This is a genomic window from Lysinibacillus sp. BSL11 (genome assembly GCF_052928325.1).
Map to the genome: position 1 here is coordinate 1 of NZ_JAVGCX010000025.1, position 21,985 is coordinate 21,985.

General features: G+C 37.8%; 20 protein-coding genes, 2 rRNA genes and 1 pseudogene. 17 read left to right on the top strand and 6 right to left on the bottom strand.

Annotated elements, in window-relative coordinates:
• Both RCJ95_RS22130 and rrf read left to right on the top strand, forming a co-directional pair.
• Positions 1-125, top strand: a 23S ribosomal RNA gene (locus RCJ95_RS22130); the annotation flags it as partial.
• 69 nt (positions 126-194) lie between these two features.
• Positions 195-310: ribosomal RNA gene (gene rrf / locus RCJ95_RS22135) — 5S ribosomal RNA — on the top strand.
• Positions 311-413: 103 nt separating this feature from the next.
• On the opposite strand, the gene RCJ95_RS22140 is transcribed toward rrf, so the two are convergent.
• Positions 414-1,085: a LytTR family DNA-binding domain-containing protein gene (locus RCJ95_RS22140; protein ID WP_221681308.1), complete on the bottom strand. Its 672-nt coding sequence runs from the start codon at positions 1,083-1,085 to the stop codon at positions 414-416.
• A 214-nt stretch (positions 1,086-1,299) separates the two neighbouring features.
• Here RCJ95_RS22140 and aceA point away from each other — a divergent pair, with 214 nt between their 5' ends.
• The 11 genes and pseudogenes from aceA to RCJ95_RS22195 all read left to right on the top strand — a co-directional run bounded on the left by aceA (position 1,300) and on the right by RCJ95_RS22195 (position 10,631).
• On the top strand, positions 1,300-2,583 hold the full coding sequence (gene aceA / locus RCJ95_RS22145; protein WP_221681309.1) for an isocitrate lyase: 1,284 nt from the start codon (positions 1,300-1,302) through the stop codon (positions 2,581-2,583).
• Between the two features lie 112 nt (positions 2,584-2,695).
• Positions 2,696-4,294: a malate synthase A gene (gene aceB, locus RCJ95_RS22150; protein WP_039885193.1), complete on the top strand. Its 1,599-nt coding sequence runs from the start codon at positions 2,696-2,698 to the stop codon at positions 4,292-4,294.
• Between the two features lie 538 nt (positions 4,295-4,832).
• The gene (locus RCJ95_RS22155) at positions 4,833-5,231 is read left to right on the top strand and encodes a hypothetical protein (RefSeq protein ID WP_231595766.1); all 399 of its coding nucleotides are present in this window, start codon (positions 4,833-4,835) and stop codon (positions 5,229-5,231) included.
• Between the two features lie 204 nt (positions 5,232-5,435).
• Positions 5,436-5,696, top strand: a pseudogene (locus tag RCJ95_RS22160) (recombinase family protein); the annotation flags it as partial.
• A gap of 258 nt (positions 5,697-5,954) precedes the next feature.
• Positions 5,955-6,116, top strand: a complete 162-nt coding sequence (locus RCJ95_RS22165) for a hypothetical protein (RefSeq protein ID WP_231595767.1) — start codon at positions 5,955-5,957, stop codon at positions 6,114-6,116.
• A 54-nt stretch (positions 6,117-6,170) separates the two neighbouring features.
• Positions 6,171-6,464: a LysR substrate-binding domain-containing protein gene (locus RCJ95_RS22170; RefSeq protein ID WP_312129278.1), complete on the top strand. Its 294-nt coding sequence runs from the start codon at positions 6,171-6,173 to the stop codon at positions 6,462-6,464.
• Positions 6,465-6,536: 72 nt separating this feature from the next.
• Positions 6,537-6,932 (top strand): GntR family transcriptional regulator, encoded by a 396-nt coding sequence (locus RCJ95_RS22175; RefSeq protein ID WP_221681315.1) that lies wholly within the window; start codon positions 6,537-6,539, stop codon positions 6,930-6,932.
• 4 nt (positions 6,933-6,936) lie between these two features.
• Positions 6,937-8,034 carry a DUF1648 domain-containing protein gene (locus tag RCJ95_RS22180; RefSeq protein WP_221681316.1) on the top strand — a complete coding sequence of 366 codons (1,098 nt, stop codon included), beginning with the start codon at positions 6,937-6,939 and terminating at the stop codon, positions 8,032-8,034.
• Positions 8,035-8,107: 73 nt separating this feature from the next.
• The gene (locus RCJ95_RS22185; protein WP_221681317.1) at positions 8,108-8,779 is read left to right on the top strand and encodes a response regulator transcription factor; all 672 of its coding nucleotides are present in this window, start codon (positions 8,108-8,110) and stop codon (positions 8,777-8,779) included.
• Positions 8,776-10,149: a HAMP domain-containing sensor histidine kinase gene (locus RCJ95_RS22190; RefSeq protein ID WP_221681318.1), complete on the top strand. Its 1,374-nt coding sequence runs from the start codon at positions 8,776-8,778 to the stop codon at positions 10,147-10,149. The genes RCJ95_RS22185 and RCJ95_RS22190 overlap by 4 nt, the downstream gene beginning before the upstream one ends.
• A 74-nt stretch (positions 10,150-10,223) precedes the next feature.
• Complete coding sequence (locus RCJ95_RS22195; RefSeq protein WP_221681319.1) at positions 10,224-10,631, top strand: hypothetical protein; 408 nt, start codon at positions 10,224-10,226, stop codon at positions 10,629-10,631.
• A gap of 44 nt (positions 10,632-10,675) precedes the next feature.
• Here RCJ95_RS22195 and RCJ95_RS22200 read toward each other — a convergent pair whose 3' ends face one another.
• Complete coding sequence (locus RCJ95_RS22200) at positions 10,676-12,592, bottom strand: SEL1-like repeat protein (protein WP_221681320.1); 1,917 nt, start codon at positions 12,590-12,592, stop codon at positions 10,676-10,678.
• Positions 12,593-12,831: 239 nt separating this feature from the next.
• Here RCJ95_RS22200 and RCJ95_RS22205 point away from each other — a divergent pair, with 239 nt between their 5' ends.
• The 4 genes from RCJ95_RS22205 to RCJ95_RS22220 all read left to right on the top strand — a co-directional run bounded on the left by RCJ95_RS22205 (position 12,832) and on the right by RCJ95_RS22220 (position 16,675).
• Complete coding sequence (locus tag RCJ95_RS22205; RefSeq protein WP_004233095.1) at positions 12,832-13,545, top strand: glycosyltransferase family 2 protein; 714 nt, start codon at positions 12,832-12,834, stop codon at positions 13,543-13,545.
• An 84-nt stretch (positions 13,546-13,629) separates the two neighbouring features.
• Complete coding sequence (locus RCJ95_RS22210) at positions 13,630-13,890, top strand: metal-sensitive transcriptional regulator (RefSeq protein ID WP_004233098.1); 261 nt, start codon at positions 13,630-13,632, stop codon at positions 13,888-13,890.
• A gap of 253 nt (positions 13,891-14,143) precedes the next feature.
• Positions 14,144-15,280, top strand: a complete 1,137-nt coding sequence (locus RCJ95_RS22215; RefSeq protein ID WP_221681321.1) for a transglutaminase domain-containing protein — start codon at positions 14,144-14,146, stop codon at positions 15,278-15,280.
• Between the two features lie 90 nt (positions 15,281-15,370).
• Entirely contained in the window at positions 15,371-16,675 is a 1,305-nt protein-coding gene (locus tag RCJ95_RS22220; RefSeq protein ID WP_446722791.1) for a transglutaminase domain-containing protein, read from the top strand.
• A 21-nt stretch (positions 16,676-16,696) separates the two neighbouring features.
• On the opposite strand, the gene RCJ95_RS22225 is transcribed toward RCJ95_RS22220, so the two are convergent.
• The 4 genes from RCJ95_RS22225 to RCJ95_RS22240 are packed head-to-tail and all read right to left on the bottom strand — an operon-like array spanning position 16,697 to position 21,972.
• Complete coding sequence (locus RCJ95_RS22225; protein ID WP_257520921.1) at positions 16,697-17,644, bottom strand: N-acetylglucosamine kinase; 948 nt, start codon at positions 17,642-17,644, stop codon at positions 16,697-16,699.
• A complete protein-coding gene (gene argH / locus RCJ95_RS22230; protein ID WP_221681324.1) occupies positions 17,641-19,155 on the bottom strand; it encodes an argininosuccinate lyase in 1,515 nt (504 codons plus the stop codon). Before argH ends, RCJ95_RS22225 begins: the two co-directional genes overlap by 4 nt.
• Positions 19,156-19,182: 27 nt before the next feature.
• A complete protein-coding gene (locus tag RCJ95_RS22235; protein ID WP_257520922.1) occupies positions 19,183-20,889 on the bottom strand; it encodes an ABC transporter permease in 1,707 nt (568 codons plus the stop codon).
• A gap of 12 nt (positions 20,890-20,901) precedes the next feature.
• On the bottom strand, positions 20,902-21,972 hold the full coding sequence (locus tag RCJ95_RS22240) for an ABC transporter ATP-binding protein (RefSeq protein WP_009371494.1): 1,071 nt from the start codon (positions 21,970-21,972) through the stop codon (positions 20,902-20,904).
• Positions 21,973-21,985 lie beyond the last annotated feature (13 nt).

The window sequence follows — 21,985 nt, forward strand, 5'->3', positions numbered from 1 at the left end:
AAGATGAGATTTCCCATTACGCAAGTAAGTAAGATCCCTCAAAGACGATGAGGTAGATAGGTTCGAGGTGGAAGTGTGGTGACACATGGAGCTGACGAATACTAATCGATCGAGGACTTAACCAAAACGTTTGAAACATTCAATGTATCGTTTATCCAGTTTTGAAAGAACAAATCTTTCAATTAAATACAAAGTCTAGTGATGATGGCAAAGAGGTCACACCCGTTCCCATACCGAACACGGAAGTTAAGCTCTTTAGCGCCGATGGTAGTTGGGGGCTTCCCCCTGTGAGAGTAGGACGTCGCTAGGCAAATGAAAGATCAGAGAATAAATTCTCTGGTCTTTTTTATTGTACACAAATTAAGAAGATAGTTTAAATTAGGCTGTCCCCCGAAAAAGACAGCCCTATATACTTAAAATTCAAGAGCACTCCGAAGATCAGTTAGATAAGATTGACTCACTGGCAACTCACTTCCATCAATTAAAGTGACAATAAAATTTGATGTTAAATCACGTGCCATTTTTTTTATGAAGTGTATATTTACAATGTAAGATCTATGGATACGAATAAAATATGATGGTAATCGTAATTGAAGTTCTTTGAGTGTAATGCTCGTTTTATACTGATCACCCTCTACATAAAACCATGTTTTTTTCTGTAGGCTTTCAATATGAGATATTTTATTAATTGCTACAGGATTCCATTCCTCCTCTTGCTTTCCAGTTAAAAATTGAAATGGTTCTGCTCTTTTTGCTGTAAATGATGACGGTAGGACAATGACGAGAGCAGCAGGCTTATTTTGAATGTATATAGGATAACCAATGCCGTAATATGGCGTATCGAATAGGGAATTATCTAATATAGCATCTGTTCTTTTTTGAGTCTGTAATACTTGGTCCGCAATACTCCCAGGTAAGACTTGTTGACCTATCTCTAAATGAATACTTTGGTGACCAGAGTGAAAATAAACATAAGAATTTTCAACAGCAATCGCAATGGATGAATCAGCAGGTATCCAGTCTTTCAACATAAAAATATATTGTTGTGAAATATCTTTTACGAAAGAATTTAACTCATTGTTCATTGTGAATATCCCCCTTGTTTGTAAACAGTCTTCCAAATTTCATCGTCAAAAAAGGTAGTTTTATCCTTAAAATTTGATCTTTTATCGAAAAATAATGAAAATTCAAATAGTCTGTTATATATTAATTTACAACAAATAAACCTGTTATGGAACAGATAATTAAAAGTTTTTTAACAGAGTATATTGTACACAAAGGGGAAGGTGGAATTTCAATATGTCAACTCGTCAAGAAAGAATCGAAACTTTAGAAAAACAATGGGCTGAAAACCCACGTTGGGCTGGTATTGAACGCACATATTCAGCTGAAGAAGTTGTTAAATTACAGGGAACAGTAGTAATTGAACAAACACTAGCGCAAAAAGGTGCTACTCGACTTTGGAATTCATTACATGAGGAACCGTTCATCAATGCATTGGGGGCATTAACGGGGAATCAGGCAGTACAACAAGTAAAAGCTGGCTTAAAGGCTATCTATCTATCAGGCTGGCAAGTAGCTGCTGATGCAAACCTGTCTGGTCAAATGTATCCTGACCAATCATTATATCCAGCTAACTCTGTACCAGCAGTAGTAAAACGAATTAATCAAGCGCTTCAACGTGCAGATCAAATTGATCATGCTGAAGGACGTGTTGATCAATTTGATTGGTTCGCGCCAATCGTAGCAGACGCAGAAGCAGGTTTTGGTGGGCCTCTAAACGTATTCGAGCTTGTAAAAGGTATGATTGAAGCAGGAGCAGCTGGTGTTCACTTAGAAGATCAATTAGCTTCTGAAAAGAAATGTGGACACCTTGGAGGTAAAGTATTACTTCCAACACAAAATGCTGTTCGTAACTTAGTAGCTGCACGTTTAGCAACAGATGTTATGGGTGTAGATACAATTTTAATTGCACGTACAGATGCTGATGCTGCTGATATGGTTACATCAGATATTGATCCACGTGATGCAGAGTTCATCACTGGTGAACGCACACCTGAAGGCTTCTTCCGTACAAAAGCTGGAATCAAACAGGCAATTGCTCGTGGTTTAGCTTACGCTCCATATGCAGATTTAATTTGGTGTGAAACTTCTAAACCATCACTTGAAGAAGCTAGAGAATTTGCTGAAGCTATTCATGCTGAGTTCCCAGGTAAAATGCTTGCGTACAACTGCTCACCTTCATTCAACTGGAAGGCAAATCTTTCAGAAGAAGAAATTGCAGAGTATCAACGTGAACTTGGTAAGTTAGGTTATAAATTCCAATTCGTTACTTTAGCAGGTTTCCATGCACTAAACCACTCTATGTTCGAGCTTGCTCATGACTATAAAGATAATGGTATGGCTGCATATTCTAAGCTACAACAAGCAGAATTTGCTTCTGAGTCTAAAGGCTATACAGCTACACGTCACCAACGCGAAGTAGGTACTGGATACTTTGATGAAATCTCTCAGGTTATCTCTGGTGGTACTTCTTCTACAACAGCAATGGCTGGTTCTACTGAAACAGAACAGTTTGTATAAGTCGTAGTTTAAATACGTGTTTTCCTAAATTCATAATCATAGAATAGTCTCCTCCGCTCCTCCTAAAGCGGAGGATGACGAAACTAAAATGACAAAGGTGGGTAAACAGCTAATGGAACAAGCAACGACAGGTAAGCTTAAAATTGTTGGAGAACAAAATGAGCAAACTAATGAAATTTTGACACCTGAAGCTCTTGAATTTGTTCTTGCTCTGCACGAAAAATTTGATGCTCGCCGCAAGGAGCTGTTGGAGGCTCGACAAGAACGCCAAAAACGACTTGATGCGGGAGAGAAGCTGGATTTCCTACCAGAGACAAAGCATATTCGTGAAGGTGATTGGGTAATCGCACCACTTCCAAACGACTTGCAAGATCGCCGTGTTGAAATTACAGGGCCTGTTGATCGGAAAATGGTTATTAATGCGTTAAATTCTGGAGCAAAAATGTTCATGGCATGCTTTGAAGATGCATCTTCTCCGACATGGGAAAATATGATTGGCGGTCAAATTAATATGCGTGATGCTATTAATAAGACCATTGAGTTTACACAAGTATCCAATGGTAAAACATATAAATTAAATGATGAGACAGCAGTGCTATTAGTTCGTCCACGAGGTCTACACTTGCTTGAGAAGCATGTCCTGGTGGATGGAGAGCCGATTTCAGGCAGTTTCTTTGACTTCGGTTTATATCTATTCCACAATGCCAAAAACGCACTTGCACAAGGTACAGGGCCATATTTCTATCTACCAAAGCTTGAAAGTCATTTAGAGGCTCGACTATGGAATGATGTCTTTGTGTTTGCTCAAGATTATATTGGTATTCCACAGGGGACAATAAAAGCTACTGTATTAATCGAAACGATTTTAGCTGCATTTGAGATGGATGAAATTTTATATGAGCTACGTGAACATTCAGCTGGTTTGAATTGTGGTCGTTGGGATTATATTTTCAGCTACATTAAACGTCTACGCAATCAAGCTGATGTTATTTTGCCAGACCGTGGGCAAGTAACGATGACAGTACCTTTTATGAAAGCCTATACATCTTTATGTATTCAAACATGTCACAAGCGAAATGCACCAGCAATGGGCGGAATGGCAGCTCAAATTCCAGTTAAAAATGATGATGAGGCGAATGCAGTGGCATTTGCAAAGGTGGCAGAAGATAAACGTCGTGAGGCAACAGAGGGGCATGACGGTACATGGGTAGCACATCCTGGTATGGTTGCAACAGCGATGGAGCAATTTGATGCTATTATGACAACGCCTAATCAAATTCATAAAAAGCGTGAGGATGTACAAGTATCAGCCGAAGATTTAGTAGCTGTACCAGAAGGAACAATTACAATTGAAGGTCTACGTATTAACTGTAGTGTGGGTGTACAATATATTGCTTCATGGCTTCGAGGTAACGGAGCTGCACCAATTAATAACTTGATGGAGGATGCTGCAACAGCAGAAATCTCTCGTACACAAGTATGGCAATGGATCCGTCATCCCAAAGGAATCTTAGATGATGGACGCGGTATTACACTAGCATTTGTTTTAGAAATATTGGAAGAAGAACTTGTGAAAATTAAAGAGGCTGTTGGGGAACAAGCTTATAACAGTGGTCGCTATGAAGAAGCTGCTGAACTGTTTAAATCCTTAATTGAACAAGATGAATTTGCGGAATTCTTGACACTTCCAGGGTATGAAAAATTAGCGTAAAATACAAGTCTACTATCCAACATATCAAACTTTCCTAATAACTATCTAAGGATTGCACTCGGGTACAATCCAGCCTATTCCACTAACATAACGTGACGGGGTCTGTTCCCCCGTTTAAAGAGATGAGCACGATTGAATTAAAAGGGGTCTATAAATAAAAGTTAAGAGATTTTAAGGGGTAAAGATGTCTTACTAGCTTAGATGGGGAGCAGTAAGGCATCTTTTATATAGTACATCCGCGTAACTGTTTTTTTAGTTACGCGGTTTTTCTATGCTAATTTACTACGGCTAGTACAAAGCCGTCTTATGGATAGCAGCAGAGATAGAACTAAAATGACAACTCCCCAAACTGATGATTTAAATGGTATAAAAGTTATTTATGGATTTAAATTCTAATGTATGGGGTGAATACCCATACTTTCCCATCAGCCTTGATATCAAAACTTAAAGAGTTGTGGAACGGATTCTTGTTCAACTAACGAAGATATTTAGTTGAATATGTAACTTTTGGTAGACAATAGGTGTCTATATAAAAGAGGTGGGTAAATTGAAAATAAAAAAATTATTCTATGGTTTGATCGCATTAGCTTTATTCATGATTACAGGATGCAATATTCAAGGGGGAACTACAACAGTATCAATTGACAGTATAGATGCCGAAGAAGTTTTAACATTAGATTCTGATGCTGATATTTTTCAGTATGATGGAGTTATCTACAAAACTAATATTGATTGGGTTGAAGAATTGTCTTTAACAAAAGATGTTCAAATCGGTGAAATAAAAACAAAAAATGATGCTAATACAGATTTTAGAGATGAGATGTCGAATAAACTTCCTGTTGGTACAAAGATTTTTTCTACCAAAGAACGAGGAGATATTTTAATTGTTGAATCTGAAGGAGAAATCAAAAAATATCTTGCAATTGTTGAAGGGTAAACAAAATTCCTTGTTCAACAAACGTGGTGCTTTAATTGAATAGATAGAATGATGTATCCATCTCATACGAGGTGGTCTTTTTTATTTATACAGTGCCAAAACTTAATAGTTTTTACACCAGTGTGTTGATGCAGTAATATCAAGGTGTAAAAAGGTGTCATAACTTAGGTCGATAAATGTAGTGCAGAAATGAGGTATTTTTCTATGATTTACGGTTATGCAAGGGTATCGACTGTATCACAGGAATTAGAGGTTCAGCTTCAAGCGTTGGAGAGTGAAGGAGCGACTGTTATTTATAAAGAGAAATTCACAGGAACGAAAACAGACCGACCACAATTAAATGAGCTGCTGTCTAAATTAAATGAAGGTGACAGGCTTGTTGTAACCAGATTGGATCGATTGGCTCGAAACACTAAAGAAGGCATCGAGATCATTGAACGGTTATTCGCCAAAGGCGTAAATTTATTAAAAAGTTTCCGTCATCGAAAGCGTTTTGCATCGTTACTACAGCGATGTAAAACGCTTTTTTGCTTCAAAAAAGGAGCAACTATCATGAAAAATAAACTAAAAACTACACCAAACCAAGCAGTCTAAACATTTATTACATACGGCAATCAAAAAGGAGATCGGCAACTCAAAGAAGAACGCCTGCAGCAGCTAGAAGAAACTTTAGCAGCACAAGGTATTTATCCTGGTGAGAAAGTACATAGGGTGCTAGAAAAATTGATTTATGATTTTACATACAATGGCATTATCAAAGTAAGCCGAGAGCATTTGAGTAACAAATTAGAGGTAGGATTAAATACAATTTCAACAGCTTTTAAGTATATGGAGCAATCTAAGAGCTATTTATCCTTTCCAGAAACAAATCAGAAAGACGGATAGTGGGTGTCGTGTCATTATAGATGCGCAACATGTGAATTTTGAAAGCATTTTAAAATGAGGGAGCATCTTTTCTCATTATGTCAAACCTACCAAGTGAAACCACCCAATATCGCACTCCAATTTAATGGCATTCATGAAACCATTCGCTCAGTCATGGCGGGCTATGGTGCAAATTTTATTTCTTCTCTTGCTGTTAGAGAGTATGTAAAGAGTGGGCAATTGGCGAGAGTTTATGTGAAGGATATACATGCCATTAAACATAAAATTGCAATTTGTACAAGGAATAATGAGAAGCAGAATTTACTTGTGCAAAGATTTATTGAAACCATAAAAAATACCCCTATTTAAAAATTTCAATCTCATGCAAGGTGGAGAGAAATTTGTTATATTAGTTATATAACAAATGTGGAGCTGATAAACATGTTTATTCAAATAGAATTTCAATCAGACGTACCTATTTATGAGCAGGTAACACGTCAAATTATCGAAGGAATTGCTAAAGGAGAAATGAAGCCAGGTGATACTTTACCGTCTGTGCGAAGTTTAGCTGCCGATTTAGGTGTTAATATGCATACTGTTAATAAAAGTTATCATGAATTAGAGGCAAAAGGGATTATTACCATTCGGCCAAAATCTGGAGCTATTATAAGTTCAGCAGAGGAGAGAGCTTTATCACCTGAGCAACTGCGACAAATCGAAAAGAATTTGAAACCTGTTGTGGCAGAAGGAATGGTGCTCGGCGCAACAGCTGAACAAATTGAGCACATGATGAAAAAAGTTTTTGCCGATTTGCAAATTCCAGCAGAGGGAGTGTAGCAAAATGCTACTTGGCGTTTTTATAACCATTTACATCATGACATTAGCTTTGCAAATAGTCGTTCCCTATATTGTACGAGAGACAGTCGTTTTTGGAGTCACAGTGCCTGATCAAAATATTAAGCATCCCATCTTAGCTCAGTTGAAAAAACAGTATGTGCAGTTCGTAGGGGGAACAGGGATAGTTTTTCTAATCATCATGATTATAAGTTACAATCAATTTGCTCCTTCTGAATCTATTCAAAGTATTGTTTTATTAAGCTGTTTGTTTAGTATGCTTGCAGTAAGTATGGCGTTGTATTGGATAAATCATCAAAAGGTATCGAAGTTGAAAAAACAAGAGCAGTGGGGCGCAAATATTAAACAAGTACGGGCAGTGGATTTAACTGCAAGAAGCCGTGATGAAATGCTTCCTTGGTCTTTTTTTGCTGTTCCATTAGGAATATCGGTATTTTTGATCATTTACACATACCTTCATTACGATCTCATGCCAAATGATATAGCAGTACATTGGGGGCCGAGTGGCGAAGCGGATGCCTGGAGAAACAAGACCTATTTTACAGCTATTTCACTGCCACTGGTAATGCTAATGATGCAGTGTATGATGTGGGGAATTACCGACTCCATTAAACGTTCTGCAATTAAATTAGCTGTAAATCGCAAAGAGGAATCGTTGGAGGATCAGCTAAAAACACGAAAATACATGAGTTGGCAAATACTACTGATAAGTTCTGCATTAACAGCTTTATTAACAATTTTACAATTAAGCAACATCTATCCTTCTATGACAGTAGGCTATAAGCTATTACCAGTATTTATTTTGTTCTTAGTTGTTTTGCTGGGTTCATTACTGATATATGTGGTGAAAAAGTATAAACATAAAGTACGCTATGAAGCAAATATAGATTCCCAAGTAATGGATGTGGATGAGGATCGTTATTGGAAGGGCGGCTTAATTTATATGAATCGACAAGACCCATCCGTTTTTGTGGAGAAACGCTTTGGGGTAGGATGGACCATGAACCTTGCCAATCCTAGAGGCTATATTGTTATTGGATTACCTTTTCTCTTATTGCTGTTGATTTCTATATTTTCATTATAAAATAATAGTAATTTATGATGAAAAAATTTGTTCTATATGATCGGTTTTTTTCTTATTAACTGGAGGTGGGCAGGTGAAGATCCTTGTTGTCGATGATGATGTTCATATTTTACAGCTAGTCAATATTTATCTTACAAAGGAAGGCTACCAAGTGCTACTTGCTGAAAATGCAAAGCAGGCACTAGCCTTACTCGAAGGGAGTCTGCCTGATTTAGCTGTTGTCGATGTGATGATGCCAGGAATGGATGGTTTTACACTGACAGAGTATTTAACTCAAGATTATGATATTCCTGTTTTATTATTAACAGCAAAAGGTGAGCTAGAGGATAAAGAACGTGGCTTTTTAGCAGGATCTGACGATTATGTTATAAAGCCCTTTGAACCAAAGGAATTATTATTTCGTATAGCTGCGATATTGAGGAGATTTGATAAAAAAAACCAAGTAACCATCCAAGTAGGTAAACTAGTAATTGACCGACGAAGCTTTGAGGTTGTAATAGGGGAAAATACACTTATATTACCTTTAAAGGAATTTGAATTACTGGCTTTGTTAGCATCACGTCCCCATCAAGTGTTTACTCGTAGCTATATTATGGAACAAGTATGGGGCTATGACTATGATGGAGATGAGCAAACGTTAAATACGCATGTGAAGCGGATTCGTGAAAGATTAAACCGATATGACACGGCTGTTGAAATTACAACAGTAAGAGGTGTTGGCTATAAGCTAGAGGAAGCAACATGAAAACCTTATATAGTAAATTTGTTGTAACAACAATGCTGGTAATGATCGGAAGCTTATGTATGGGCTTTTTGGCAACAAATACCTATTACCATCAAGTTATAAAAGAAAAAAATGATGCAAAGAACGTTAGCATAGCACAGGATATTGTGCATTATATTGAGACAGACAAACCAGAGGATTTAAATAGCTATCTGACAACATTGGGTGAAATCGGCTATCAAATTTATGTGACAACTGGTGAGGAGGGGCAATTTTTTGGCGGTCCATATCGTGATAAAACATTGTCAACGTCTGTGGTAGAGCGTGTTTTAAATGGGGAAACCTATCATGGTATGCGAGATTTTCCTAAAGAAACCTTTGTAACAGGATTTTTTGCTAATGAACTGAATAATACAATTGGTGTGCCATTTACCTATGGAAGCAAGTCCTATGCATTATTCATAAGACCTGATATTCGTTTATTGTTTTCTGAGGTGCATACAATACTTGCAGGATTAATGTTGGTTATGACAATACTGAGCCTACTTGCCATGCTACTATTTGCTAAAGCATTAATTCGCCCCATTACAAAGTTAACAGCAGCCACTCAACAGCTAGCGCATGAAAAATTTGATACAGTTCTAGATATTGATCGTGCAGATGAAATTGGTCAATTAGCATCAAGCTTTAATAGGATGACCGAGAGATTACAGGAAACTGATCGTACAAGAAAGGAATTTATTAGTAATGTATCACATGATTTTCAATCACCTTTATTAAATATTCAAGGGTATGTAGATTTACTGAAAAATCCTTCCCTTACTGAACAGGAAAGACAGGAATATGCAGCAATCATTGAACTAGAAACAAAACGCCTATCTACATTAACCAAACAGTTATTATTATTAACCTCCCTTGACCAATCGACAATAATTGTAAAACGTGAGTCTTATCGTTTAGATGAACAGCTAAAGGAAACTGTACGAAAGTATCGTTGGCAAATGGAAGAGTCACAACTTCAAATATCATATAAGCTTGAGCAAATTATTTTTGATGGCGATGCAGGGCTTTTACAAAACGTATGGGATAATTTACTGACAAATGCCATTAAATATAATGTAGAGGGTGGGCAAATACATCTACATTTACAAAAAAGATCTGCCTTAGTTGAAATTCTTGTGGAGGACAGTGGGATAGGAATGACTGAGGATCAGTTAGCAAAAGTATATGACCGTTTTTATCGTGCCGATGCGTCTAGAACCAAGCAAGGGACCGGACTAGGCTTAGCGATTGTCAAACAAATTGTTGAGCTACATGGAGGGACCATTCAGATGCAAAGTACGGTGCATGCGGGCACAAAGGTTTATATCCATCTACCAATTTTGTCATAAGGAGTTCATGTAAAGTTCATGTTCACAAGATAAACTGCTACTTAGTTGAAACACGACTAGGGGGGAGTTATCGTATGGAACAAAAGTGGAGCATACGCCTTATTCGATTAGCGGCAATTTTTGCTTTAATCGGCACGTATTTAGGTTCACATATGTCGGGATCAGGTAGTTATGAATATAGACCGATACATGCACATATTTTACTTGTTGGCTGGCTTAGTATGTTTGCCTGGGGTATTTTTTATAAAGCCTTCAAAGTGAAATCACAAAAATTAGTAACCATTCATGGTTGGACAGCTATTGTGGGTGTTCTGGGCTTAACGTTAGGCATGTGGTTTTACAATATAAATCCATTTAATTTTGGTAGCACTTTTACATTAGTCTTCTTTATTGTAGGAGGAACTACGCTATTAATTAGCTTTGCTTTATTTATTGTTGTAACATTTATGATTCAACAACAAAAGGATAATAGCAGTCATTAATAAAACCTACCGTGTCTTATGTGATGCGGTAGGTTTTTTAATATTTATTTAATTTCTTCCAGTGACTTTTTCAGCCATCTTGTCGCCTCTTGATAGTCTTGTGCAACACCATGCCCTTTTTTGTAGAGCATACCAAGCTGGAATTGGGCTTTTTGATGCCCTTGATTAGCAGATAGTCGATAAAGCTGGGCGGCCTTTGCAAAGTCCTTTGGTACGCCCTGTCCATGAATGTGCATTTGGGCTAATTGGTATTGTGCCTTCATATGTCCTTGTGATGCAGCCTGTTCAATCCATTTAGCTGCCTCTGTGTAATCCTGTTCTACGCCTTTACCTTTATCAAATAAATTGCCCAGTTGATACTGCGCACCTGCATGGCCTTGAGTGGCTGCTAGTCGATAACATCTGCGTGCCTCCTCAAGATTTAAGGCTACCCCTAATCCCTGTTCATAAAGTAGGCCTAATTGATATTCAGCTTGAATATGTGATTGATCGGTTGCTGCTCGCCACCATTTAACGGCCTCCTTATAATTTATAGGAACACCAGTGCCAGATGTCAGTAATAGGCCAAGCTCATACTGTGCATCTGCATAACCCTTTTCAGCGGCTGTCCTAAAATATGACATTGCCTTGGCTGGGTCTTGAAGCTGATATGCATATAGACGCCCAAGCTCGAAGCCAGCGCTGATATGGCCATTGTCAGCAGCTTGCAGTAGCCACTTTTCTGCTGACACAAGATTCTGTTCTTTTTCATACAGCAGGCCAAGACAGTATTGAGCATTTAAATGTCCTTTATGTGCCGCTAGCTTGAACCATTTTAAAGCTTCTATATGATCCTTCGTCATTCCTTGCCCAGTATTATAGAGCATGGCCAGTTGAAACTCTGCGTTCACATGGTCCTGTAAAGCAGCCATATGAAACCATTTTGCTGCTTCTTCTTGGTTTTGGGGAATACCACGCCCTTTAAGATGCATATAACCGAGATTGTATTGAGCACTTGCATCTCCAGTTAAGGCAGCCATTTTGAAATAAGCGACGGCCTTATCATAGCTTTGCTCCACACCCGTGCCATTATGATAAAGAAAGCCTAGATTGTTTTGGGCACTTGTATTCCCTTGATTGGCTGCTAAGGTATACCACTTGGCAGCTTCATTAAAATTTTGAGATAGGCCTAAGCCTTGATTATAGAGTACACCTAAATTGTATTGGGCGTCAGCATTCTCTAAATCAGCAGCTATTTGGTAATGACGTGCAGCCTCTAGATAATCCTGTATAACACCTTGGCCTAGATGATAAAGTACACCGAGGCTATAGTGAGCATTTGCGTCATTTTGTGCGGCAGCTCGTTCATACCACATTTTTGCAAGCCTATAGTCCTTTTCTACACCTCGCCCATGATTGTAAAGAGCACCTAAGTTATATTGAGCACTTGCATCTCCATTCTGGGCAGCTACTTCAAACCATTTGACAGCATGTTCGTAAGCCTCTCGTGACTGCTCATGCTGAAGTATATTTTTATCAAATATAGAAGGAAGTTCTGTGACATGAGAAGACAGGCGGTTCGATTTGAAACTACGATCATAGCGCTTCATAAACCATTCAACAATATCGCTAAGATAGTCTAAAACAATTTTAGCTGCTTTGGCTTCTACAATGTCATTACTAGTATGGCTTGTCATTTTATGAATTAGATTCATCAATAAATAAATTCGACGAGGATGAATTTGCGCCACAAAACTTCGATTATTTAATAGCATTCGGACATTTTTGAGTTTAGGTTCGGTATGCATTTCCAATCGATAAATCTCATATAAAATTTCCTCTAATACAAGAAGTGACTTCTGTAAGGATTCTGCTGGGGTTGAAATGGCGAGCAAACTAGCATCCTGTAAATTTTTGGATAATGTTGTGAAGGACAGCTGTCTTAATTTTTGACATTGTTCTTCAAGATTTTCATAATGCATGACGAAAGTACTCACCTCTTTCAGTTAATTACCTCGGCTTTTATTGCAAACATTTTACTTTTAACCCTTTTTACAAAGCGCCTCTTCATCTCTTTGTTCATATATCGGAGAAAAATCGATATTATTGATATGTTTTAATGGGATTGATCAGTTGAATTGTTGGTGTTACATGATACTATTTGATATAAGGGAGATTCGTAGCTACGGAGAACCTGTCAGCCTTTAGGTGGGGGATCGAAATGAAAAATATTGCAGCTATTATACCAGCATATAATCCACAACAATCACTCATTACCTATGTACATCAATTATTAGCAACGACTATTACACAAATCATCATTGTCAATGATGGGAGTGATCAAAAATATAAAGATATTTTTGAAAACCTAGATAAAATTGAACGCTGCCAAGTACTACAGCATGATTGCAATATTGGTAAGGGTGGCGCACTTAAGACCGCCTTTGCATATATACGAGAACAACAAGCAAGGTGCCATGGTATCCTTACAGTTGGGGCTCATGGGCAACATACTTTACAAGATGTTAAGCTTGTTTTAACCATGACAAAGGTGTTTTCTGAAGGGATTGTGCTAGGTGTGCGTAACTTTCGTTCAACTGATAGTACATTTCTTTCTTACTGGGGAAATCGTGCAACAAGCTTATTTTTCGAGATACTGTATCATAAGAAATTAATGGATACACAAACAGGTTTACGTTATATTTCCATCAATGAGTTGCCTTGGTTAATGAAAGTAAAAGGTGAACGCTATGATTATGATACAAACATGTTGATTGCTGCACTTAAAAGAAAGTGTCCAGTTTTCGAGGTAGAAATTGGGCAATTACGTATAAAGAAGAATTCAATAATTCAGTACGATGAAATAACAAACGCTGGTACCATTATTACGAGAATGCTCATCAATTATCTAAAACCAAGGAATAGTAATGGCTAGGTTTAAATTTAAAATAATGAGCTAGGATAAAGAATAACGATCACTCATTAGAGCGTAGCGAGTATAAGAGAAGGAGCAATGTATATGGAATATTCAGATCAAGTGAAAAATCGTGTGAAACGGATGGAAGGACAGCTACGTGGCATTTTGAAAATGATGGAAGAGGAAAAAGACTGTAAGGCAGTCATTACACAATTATCAGCAGTACGCTCTGCTGTAGACCGTACAGTTGGGGTTATTGTTAGTACGAACCTATTGGAATGTGTACAGAATGCTGAAGGGGATGGTGAAAAAATGAACGAAGCCATTCAGGAAGCAGTTAATTTAGTGGTGAAAAGTAGATAATTTACTAAACGCCTGAACAATTACAGAATCTAAATCGAAATAAAACTCACTATTAATTAGGTGAGTTTTATTATTTTGCAAAAAAATAGTTATATTCGCTAATTATATTTTATTAGTAGGTATTTTATATTATATAAAATTTAATATATTTTTAGTTAAAAGTCTTAGTTAGTGAACTTGTATGATAGCTTAGTAGGTACATTATTTGCTATGCTAAATAGTAAAGAAAGAATCAAAGGGAAGGTGATGAGTGATGAAAAAATTATTGTTATGTGGTGCGGCTTTATTGATGTTAAGTCCAACTGCGGTCTATGCAAAACAAACAGAAAATACCTCCCCAATTTATCCTATGGTAGCTAACTCAACAGTAGCAAGTTGGGATCAATTAACAGAAGAACTTGCAAAGCAAATACAAAACTTTGAGACCGATATAAAAATTAAGTATACAGGCAAAATAGGCGACCTAAAAAAAGAAATGATGGACGCACTTGAAAAAGCTAAGCAACAAGCCGTTTATGCAAGTGGACATATAGAAAGTACCATGGTTTCCGCAGATTCTCTAGGGAATGTAACGTATAAAATGAAGTACCTGACAAGTCAAACTCAAGAAGCAGCTGTACAAAAAAAGATTAATCTAATTCTGAAAAATATTATCAAACCTTCTATGACAGATTTTCAAAAAGTAAAAGCTATTAACGATTATATTGTATCCAATACTATGTATGGAACTAAAACTAAGGCAAGTCCACATAGTGCTTATGCTTTGTTTTTTGAAGGACAAGCTGTATGCCAAGGTTATGCATTGGCAGCACATGCTATGTTAGAGCAATCTGGGATAGAGACAAAATATGTTGTAGGCTTTGTAAATGGGAATGAGGCACATGCTTGGAATTTAGTAAAGGTTGATGGGGAATGGTATCATTTGGATACAACGTGGAACGATCCTTTGCCAAATCGCGTTGGTGCGGCGTCCTATGACTATTTTTTAGTGTCGGACAATCAAATTAGCAAAGACCATACTTGGATTAAAGGAAATTATCCTACTGCTACAAGCACTAAATACAGTTATATGCTTAATGTCCATTTCGCACATCAGTTAAATAATATTGTTTATTTTAGTAATACTGCAGATAACGATAAACTGTATAAGCTTGATATGACTAGTGGTAGTAAGTCAAAGGTATTAGATAAACGGTCATTGTATATTACAGGGACTAATCAAAACCTATATTATAGTGATTACAGTAACGGTGGGTATTTGACAAAGCTAGATTTAAAAACGTTAAAAGCTGAGGTGTTAGTGAAGCAGCCAGTAACAAATTTAAAGGTTAGTGACAATTATTTACTGTATAATGTCCAAACAAAAGAACATAAACTTAAAATTAATTAAGTCAACAAACAAATATTAACAAGCACAAATGGACCCTTAAGTGAGTTCTTTGTGCTTTTTTTGTATATAATGTAAGGAAGACGGTTGGAGGTGAGGAGTTTGTGGAAGAAATTAGCTATAATTGCCATTATTATTATTTTTATTGATCCTATTTATACAGCTGGTAAGGCAGTTATTCAGCAGGTGGTCGATTGGACAAATAATGATGAAATAGAAACGATGCTACTTTCAACAAAGGAGAAGATCGTAGATGTTACTGCAAGACTTTCAGATAATGCCTCAATAGAAACAGCCCTACCTATAGAAGATGTACATGAAGTGGAGGTAGCCCCTACAGCTCCACCTATTCAGAAACCTGAAACAAAGTTAGTCGTGACAAATGCCAAGGAACTGGCTGATGCGATGTATGCGTATTATAATAGCTTTTCACCAAAGTTTGAAATTCAATATAAAGGGAATACACAGAGAATTGAACAAATTGTAGAAGAGGCCTATAACAATGCTATCAAACGCGATGACTATATTTACGGCCATGTAAGTAAACATTCAATTCGATATGAATATGGGCGAAATAAAGCAACTATTTTTGGAGAACAGAGCTATTTAATGACGCCAGAGCAGGCGGCATATGTAGAGATGAATGTTCAAGAAATTATTGCTAGGATTAGTAAAAAATCTATGACGGATGTAGAAAAGGTACGAGCTGTCAATGACTATATTGTTGCCAATACTTCCTATACAGAACAAACGAACTCTAGCCCACACAGCGCTTATACCGTTCTTGCTGAGCACGGGGGAGTATGCCAGGGCTATGCTTTACTTGCTCACTCTATGCTTCAAAAATTGGGTATTGAAACAAAATATATTGTGGGCTATGTAGGTCAAGAGGGACATGCGTGGAATCTAGTCAAGTTGGATGGACAGTGGTATCATCTCGATACGACATGGAATGATCCAGTACCTGATCGTAAGGGTGCAATACGCTACCAATACTTTTTAGTAGATGACCGTACAATGGCGAAGGATCACTCGTGGATTGCTGAAGACTATCCAAAAGCAACAAGCACACTGTATAGTTATTATCATGATATAGACTTCCCAGCACAGGTTGGAGACCAATTGTTTTATAGTAATATTGCAGATGACAATAAGCTATATGTACTAGATATGAAAACTGGTAAGACGAAACGTGTCACAAATTCCCGGGCGCAATATATCGTTTATTCGGATGGTTGGCTCTACTTTAGTAATTATTCCCGAGGGGCGTATTTAACAAAGATTCGTCCAGATGGTAGTGGAGAAGAGGTACTAAATAGGGAGGATTCGAAGGATTTATTTATAAAGGATGGCTATCTCTATTTTACGACGAAAGAATTGAAGAGACTGGCACTTTAAAAGCAAGAAAAGGGCAATGACTTATAAACAGTCATATGCCCTTTTTGTTCGTTCAATTAAATAAGTAATAGGCTGGTGCTGACAAAGGGTAATGTCCACTTGAGGATACATGAAGGTTATTTCCTCTGTAAAGATCTTTAAAATGAGTGGATTATGCTTGATGGCACCACCATTACAATAAAAAGTAAATGGTTCATTCTGATAGTCAATATTTTTCAATACAGCGCTTGCTAGAAGGACTAGTTCATGGGCAGCTTGTTGAGATATTGCGATGGCACAAGCATCTTCTTGCTCGACTGCTCTTGCCACAAAAGAGCCTATCTTGGCCAGTTGTGCATTTGTATAGGAAGGTTGGAATAGCCATTCGGCAAGCTCTGTAACATCTTGTATACCTAAAGACTGATAGACAGCTTCCTTTAAGATTGTTGGTTTCCCACGACCATCCTCCATTTTAAATATAGCTCTTACGACTTCCTGTCCTAACCAATACCCACTTCCCTCATCGCCAGCCCGATGTCCCCAGCCCCCTGCACGTACAATCCGCTGCCCATCAAAGGCATAGGCAATAGCTCCTGTTCCAGCAATGAGCAGTGCACCTGCCTGTCCAGCAGTCACACCTAATAGTGTGGCCTCTGCATCATTTTCAATAATCATTGTGTCTATTTGTAGCTGTGTGATCTTAAGAGCATTTTGAACAATAGTCACGACGGCTGCATGATCCTTCGGAGAATCAATGCCAGCTAAAGCAAAGGTAGCTACAGCAATTTGAGAATTAGGATACTTTCGCAAAAATCTTTCAACATTTGCTAAAAGCTCTTGTAATATTGCCGTAGCCGATTCAACACCAATGGCTTGATAATTAGAGCCTTTAGCGGATGTAGAATACTCAATGTCACCAGATTCAGCATGAACAACTGCACATGCTGTTTTTGTCGCCCCACCATCAATAATTAATAACCATTGCTTCATTGATTCCATTCCTCTAGAAAGGCTGTTAGTTCTTTTTCTGCTTCAATAATGGAACTTTCCTTTAAGCGAATCCATTCATAAAAATCATGGGCGTTCAGTTTGGAACGTTCAAGAGCAGCCTTCATAGTGGCTGGAGCGGGACCACCTAGTAATGTTCGCACACCAACAAAGGATTCTGGCCTTAACGTCTTATAAAAATCCTCTTCTGAAATAGTTAATTCCTTGCCCGTGATCAATTTCGATTGTGTATTAGCAAGTCCCCATGTAAGACTAGCTAATGATTCCTCTCCATGAGCAAGTAGAACCTTAATACATTTACTAACAATACTATGTGCTTGACGGAAGGAAATTCCCTCTGAACGGACTAATGTATCAGCTAGCTCAGTGACATTCGCAAAGCTATTTTCAGCGCGACTTTTTAACTTCTTCTTATTGACATCCATTGTAACAACAAGCGAACCAAACAACTTGTAAATACCAATTAAGCGGTCAATGGCACGCCATAAATAAGGCTGCATATCATCCTCAGTGTCTACGATATCTCCAAAAGGTGTATTATGTACCATCTGTAATACTGTACTTGCATCTCCTACAACTGCAGATAGTAATGAGCGTGTATGTTCTATAGAAACAGGATTACGCTTTTGAGGCATAATAGAGCTTATTTGCACATATGGACTTGCGAGTGTAAACGCATTAAACTCCTGAGTAGCCCATAATAAAAAATCTTGAGAAGTACGGCCAAGATTGAGTGCAGCAAGTTGTACAATACTTGCAGCCTCGGCTATATAATCTGCTCCTGCAACTGCATCCCATGCATTTTCGATAATATCATCAAAGGCAAGTAGGTCACGCATACGTTCTCTACTAATATTAAAGCCTGTCGTTGTTAAGGCAGCGGCTCCCATACTGCTACGATTGACCGTTTTATAGACATGCTGCATTCGTTCAAAATCACGCTCTAGCTGGTCGATGACGGCCTTTAAATAATGGGCGAAGGTTGTAGGCTGGGCCTGCTGTGTATGTGTGTAGCCAATCATAATGGTATCGATATGTTCCTCTGCAGCAGCGATTAAATCATCACGTAATGTTAGTAACTCGCGCATTAATAATAATAATTTTTTTCTTAATGTCATTCGATAGATGGCGATACCCATATCATTTCGGCTTCTACCAATGTGAAGATTTCCAGCAACATCACCAGCAAGCTCTATTAATTTATTTTCAATGCGGAAAAATAAATCCTCATATTGGGGACTGTAATCCTCTAAACGATAATAATTTAAGTCAATTTTTTTTAGAGCTATCCCAATTTGCTTTGCTTCATCTTTTTTTACAAGTCCTTGTTCTTCTAACATTTTTAAATGAGCAATATTGATTTGTAGCATAATTGTTAAAAAATTTTTCTTTGCCTCATCATAAGCTGGCTGTAAAACGATTTTTCGATAGATGTTAGAAGGGAATATCATCCCATCTTCCAGCTGTGTTTTATTGCGAAAATCTTCAAACATTGTCAAGGCCCCCTAATAGATTGGCAGTTAGATGGCTGTACCAGCACTGCCTTTTGATAGTTTTTCAGAAATAATAAGGACAACTAAAATTAAACAAATTTGTAAGACACCATAAGCACAGGCGGTCCCAAATTTAAATGCATATAATTTTTGGAATATCGCTACAGACAATGGAATAGTGGATGTACTGTAAATTAGAATGGATGCAACAAATTCACCAAAGCTTTGCACGAGGGCTAAGAGTGTCCCTGCTAAAATCCCGGTGAATGTTAAAGGCACGACAATACGTCTAAATGTATACCACCAGTTGGCCCCTAAGCCACGTGATGCCTCTTCAATTGATTGATCTAGCTGTACAAGAGAGGCGGATGTTGATCGAAAAACAAGTGGTAAATGTCGAATAAAGTAGGCTAATGGCAAAATCCAAAATGTCCCGATCAATACTTGATTAAAACTAAAGATACTTTCTGTACTAAAGGCTGCAATTAAATTAACAGCAACAACTGTTCCTGGCAAAGCCCAAGGTACCATTATCAAAATATCGAGCAAAGTTTTCCCTTTAAAATTTAAGCGCACCATAGCATAAGCTGCCGCGACTCCAAAGATGATATTGCCCAGTGTTGCAATGACACCCATTTGAATGGAGTTCCAAATAGGTCGCCATGTGCGTTCATCGGTAAAAAGGGCAATATAATGATCGATTGTATAATCGGTCGGGAGAATTTGCGTTTTCCAAGCTCCATCCACAGAAAAAGAGATCAATATCAACACTAAAATAGGCAGTATCAATATTAATGTGCCAACAAAAGAAGCAATGGTTGCTATAATTTTTACCTTTTTTGAGGATACCTCTGAACGATGAACACTAATTCCCTTACTCAGATTTTGATAATTTCTGCGATTTTGATACCAACGCATAATGATTAAAAAAGTGATAGACACAAAAGATAATATCATCGACTGTGTTGCCGCCATCTCAAGATTCCCATTTGTACGTGATAAATAAATTTGCATCGTCATAGTACGCTCCACACCAAACATCAAAGGTGCAGTATAAGAAGCCATAGAAATCATAAACACCAATAAGGATGAGGCGACAATAGAAGGTGTGAGCATCGGTAAAATAACCTTTGTCCATACGCGAATACGCCCTGCACCCAGACTAGTAGCTGCCTCTTCAAGAGCAGGATCAAGCCCTTTAATAGCAGCAGAGGCAGTCAAATAGAAGTACGTATACATTGTGAATGTATGAACAACGATGACGCCCCATATTCCCTTCAAGGCAAAAGGAACGTGATCCAACCCAAATAGATGCTGAAAAATTCGTGGGAAAATCCCGCTATCGCCATATAAAAATGAAAAGGACAAAACACCTACTAGAGGAGGAAGTGCCATTGGAACCAAAACTAAAACAGACAATATCCGTCTCCCAGGGAAATTATAGCGTTCTAGTAAAAAGGCCATTGTTACCCCAACAAGTGCACAGCAAATAACGCTGATAAATGAAATACAAATACTGGTCCACAAGGCCTCTAAATTTGCTGGACTAGCTATATCAAAAAATTTCTTATAGTGAAAGAATGCTTCATCACCAGCAAAGCTTTGGATGAAAGTTTGATAGAAGGGATAAACCACATAGGCGAATAACACTAAAAATAATGGCGATATTAAAACATAGACAAACCAATTGGCATGCAAAATTCGCGTCCACGTACTTTCAGACTGTTTCCCCATATTGGCTTCCTCCTATTCCCCTAAAAAGTACAGTGAATCTTGTGCCATATGGATTGTAATATCTTCACCGATCTTTTTGATTTGGTCATAAGAATTAATAAGCATTACTTTAAGTGAGAACGCAGTAAAATCTACAATGTAATTAACGCTAATACCTGTGAATTCAACAAATGTAATTTTTCCTGTTAATGTGTTTTCACCAGTACCAAGTTGAATCGATTCTGGACGAATAGAAATAAATACTTTGTCTCCAATCATATGCGTTAAAGAGGGAGAGCTTTGTTGCTTTCGCCCAATTAAATTATGTCCATTCACTGTTCGTACTTGTACATTTTCCCCATCAATAGCTTGGATTGAGCATTCAATTAAATTAGTTTCACCAATAAAATTTGCCACAAAACGATCCTTGGGTTGATGATAAATTTCCTGAGGAGTACCAATTTGTTTGATATAGCCATTTTCCATAACCATAATTCGATCCGACATAGACATGGCTTCCATTTGATCGTGAGTAACGTATATCGTTGTGACTCCAAGCTCAGATTGGATTCGTTTGATTTCAATACGTGTTTCCTCACGCAATTTTGCATCTAGATTGGATAGAGGTTCATCAAGCAATAAAATATCTGGCTCTATCACGAGTGCCCTAGCTAAAGCAACACGCTGCTGTTGCCCACCAGATAGCTCATTTATTTTTCTGTTGCCGTAAGCAGCAAGATGTACTTGACCCCTAATTCGATCCACCTTGTGCTGAATCTCAGCTTTTGAAAATTTTCGAACTTGTAAACCAAATGCAATATTCTCATCAACCGTCATATGGGGGAAAAGGGCATAATTTTGGAATACCATGCCGATATTGCGCTTATTGGGCTGAAGTCGAGTGACATCTCGATCATCAAAAAGAATTTTGCCTTTAGTAGGGTAATAAAAGCCTGCAAGCATCCTTAAAGTGGTTGTTTTGCCACAGCCGCTAGGACCCAGAAAGGTAAAAAATTCACCAGCTTTTATTTCAAGATTTAAGTCCTTCACGCTATACACTTGACCAAATTGCTTCGAGACATTTTCGATTCTGACACTTCTCAATCATTAGCTCCTC

Excerpts from the sequence above, each read along its gene's own strand:
- aceB (WP_039885193.1), top strand. The coding sequence starts at position 2,696 with ATGGAACAAGCAACGACAGGTAAGCTTAAAATTGTTGGAGAACAAAAT.
- RCJ95_RS22190 (WP_221681318.1), top strand. The coding sequence starts at position 8,776 with ATGAAAACCTTATATAGTAAATTTGTTGTAACAACAATGCTGGTAATG.
- RCJ95_RS22225 (WP_257520921.1), bottom strand. The coding sequence starts at position 17,644 with ATGAAGCAATGGTTATTAATTATTGATGGTGGGGCGACAAAAACAGCA.
- argH (WP_221681324.1), bottom strand. The coding sequence starts at position 19,155 with ATGTTTGAAGATTTTCGCAATAAAACACAGCTGGAAGATGGGATGATA.
- RCJ95_RS22180 (WP_221681316.1), top strand. The coding sequence starts at position 6,937 with ATGCTACTTGGCGTTTTTATAACCATTTACATCATGACATTAGCTTTG.
- RCJ95_RS22205 (WP_004233095.1), top strand. The coding sequence starts at position 12,832 with ATGAAAAATATTGCAGCTATTATACCAGCATATAATCCACAACAATCA.
- RCJ95_RS22215 (WP_221681321.1), top strand. The coding sequence starts at position 14,144 with ATGAAAAAATTATTGTTATGTGGTGCGGCTTTATTGATGTTAAGTCCA.
- RCJ95_RS22200 (WP_221681320.1), bottom strand. The coding sequence starts at position 12,592 with ATGCATTATGAAAATCTTGAAGAACAATGTCAAAAATTAAGACAGCTG.
- RCJ95_RS22235 (WP_257520922.1), bottom strand. The coding sequence starts at position 20,889 with ATGGGGAAACAGTCTGAAAGTACGTGGACGCGAATTTTGCATGCCAAT.
- RCJ95_RS22195 (WP_221681319.1), top strand. The coding sequence starts at position 10,224 with ATGGAACAAAAGTGGAGCATACGCCTTATTCGATTAGCGGCAATTTTT.
- RCJ95_RS22140 (WP_221681308.1), bottom strand. The coding sequence starts at position 1,085 with ATGAACAATGAGTTAAATTCTTTCGTAAAAGATATTTCACAACAATAT.
- RCJ95_RS22210 (WP_004233098.1), top strand. The coding sequence starts at position 13,630 with ATGGAATATTCAGATCAAGTGAAAAATCGTGTGAAACGGATGGAAGGA.
- RCJ95_RS22170 (WP_312129278.1), top strand. The coding sequence starts at position 6,171 with ATGAGGGAGCATCTTTTCTCATTATGTCAAACCTACCAAGTGAAACCA.
- RCJ95_RS22175 (WP_221681315.1), top strand. The coding sequence starts at position 6,537 with ATGTTTATTCAAATAGAATTTCAATCAGACGTACCTATTTATGAGCAG.
- aceA (WP_221681309.1), top strand. The coding sequence starts at position 1,300 with ATGTCAACTCGTCAAGAAAGAATCGAAACTTTAGAAAAACAATGGGCT.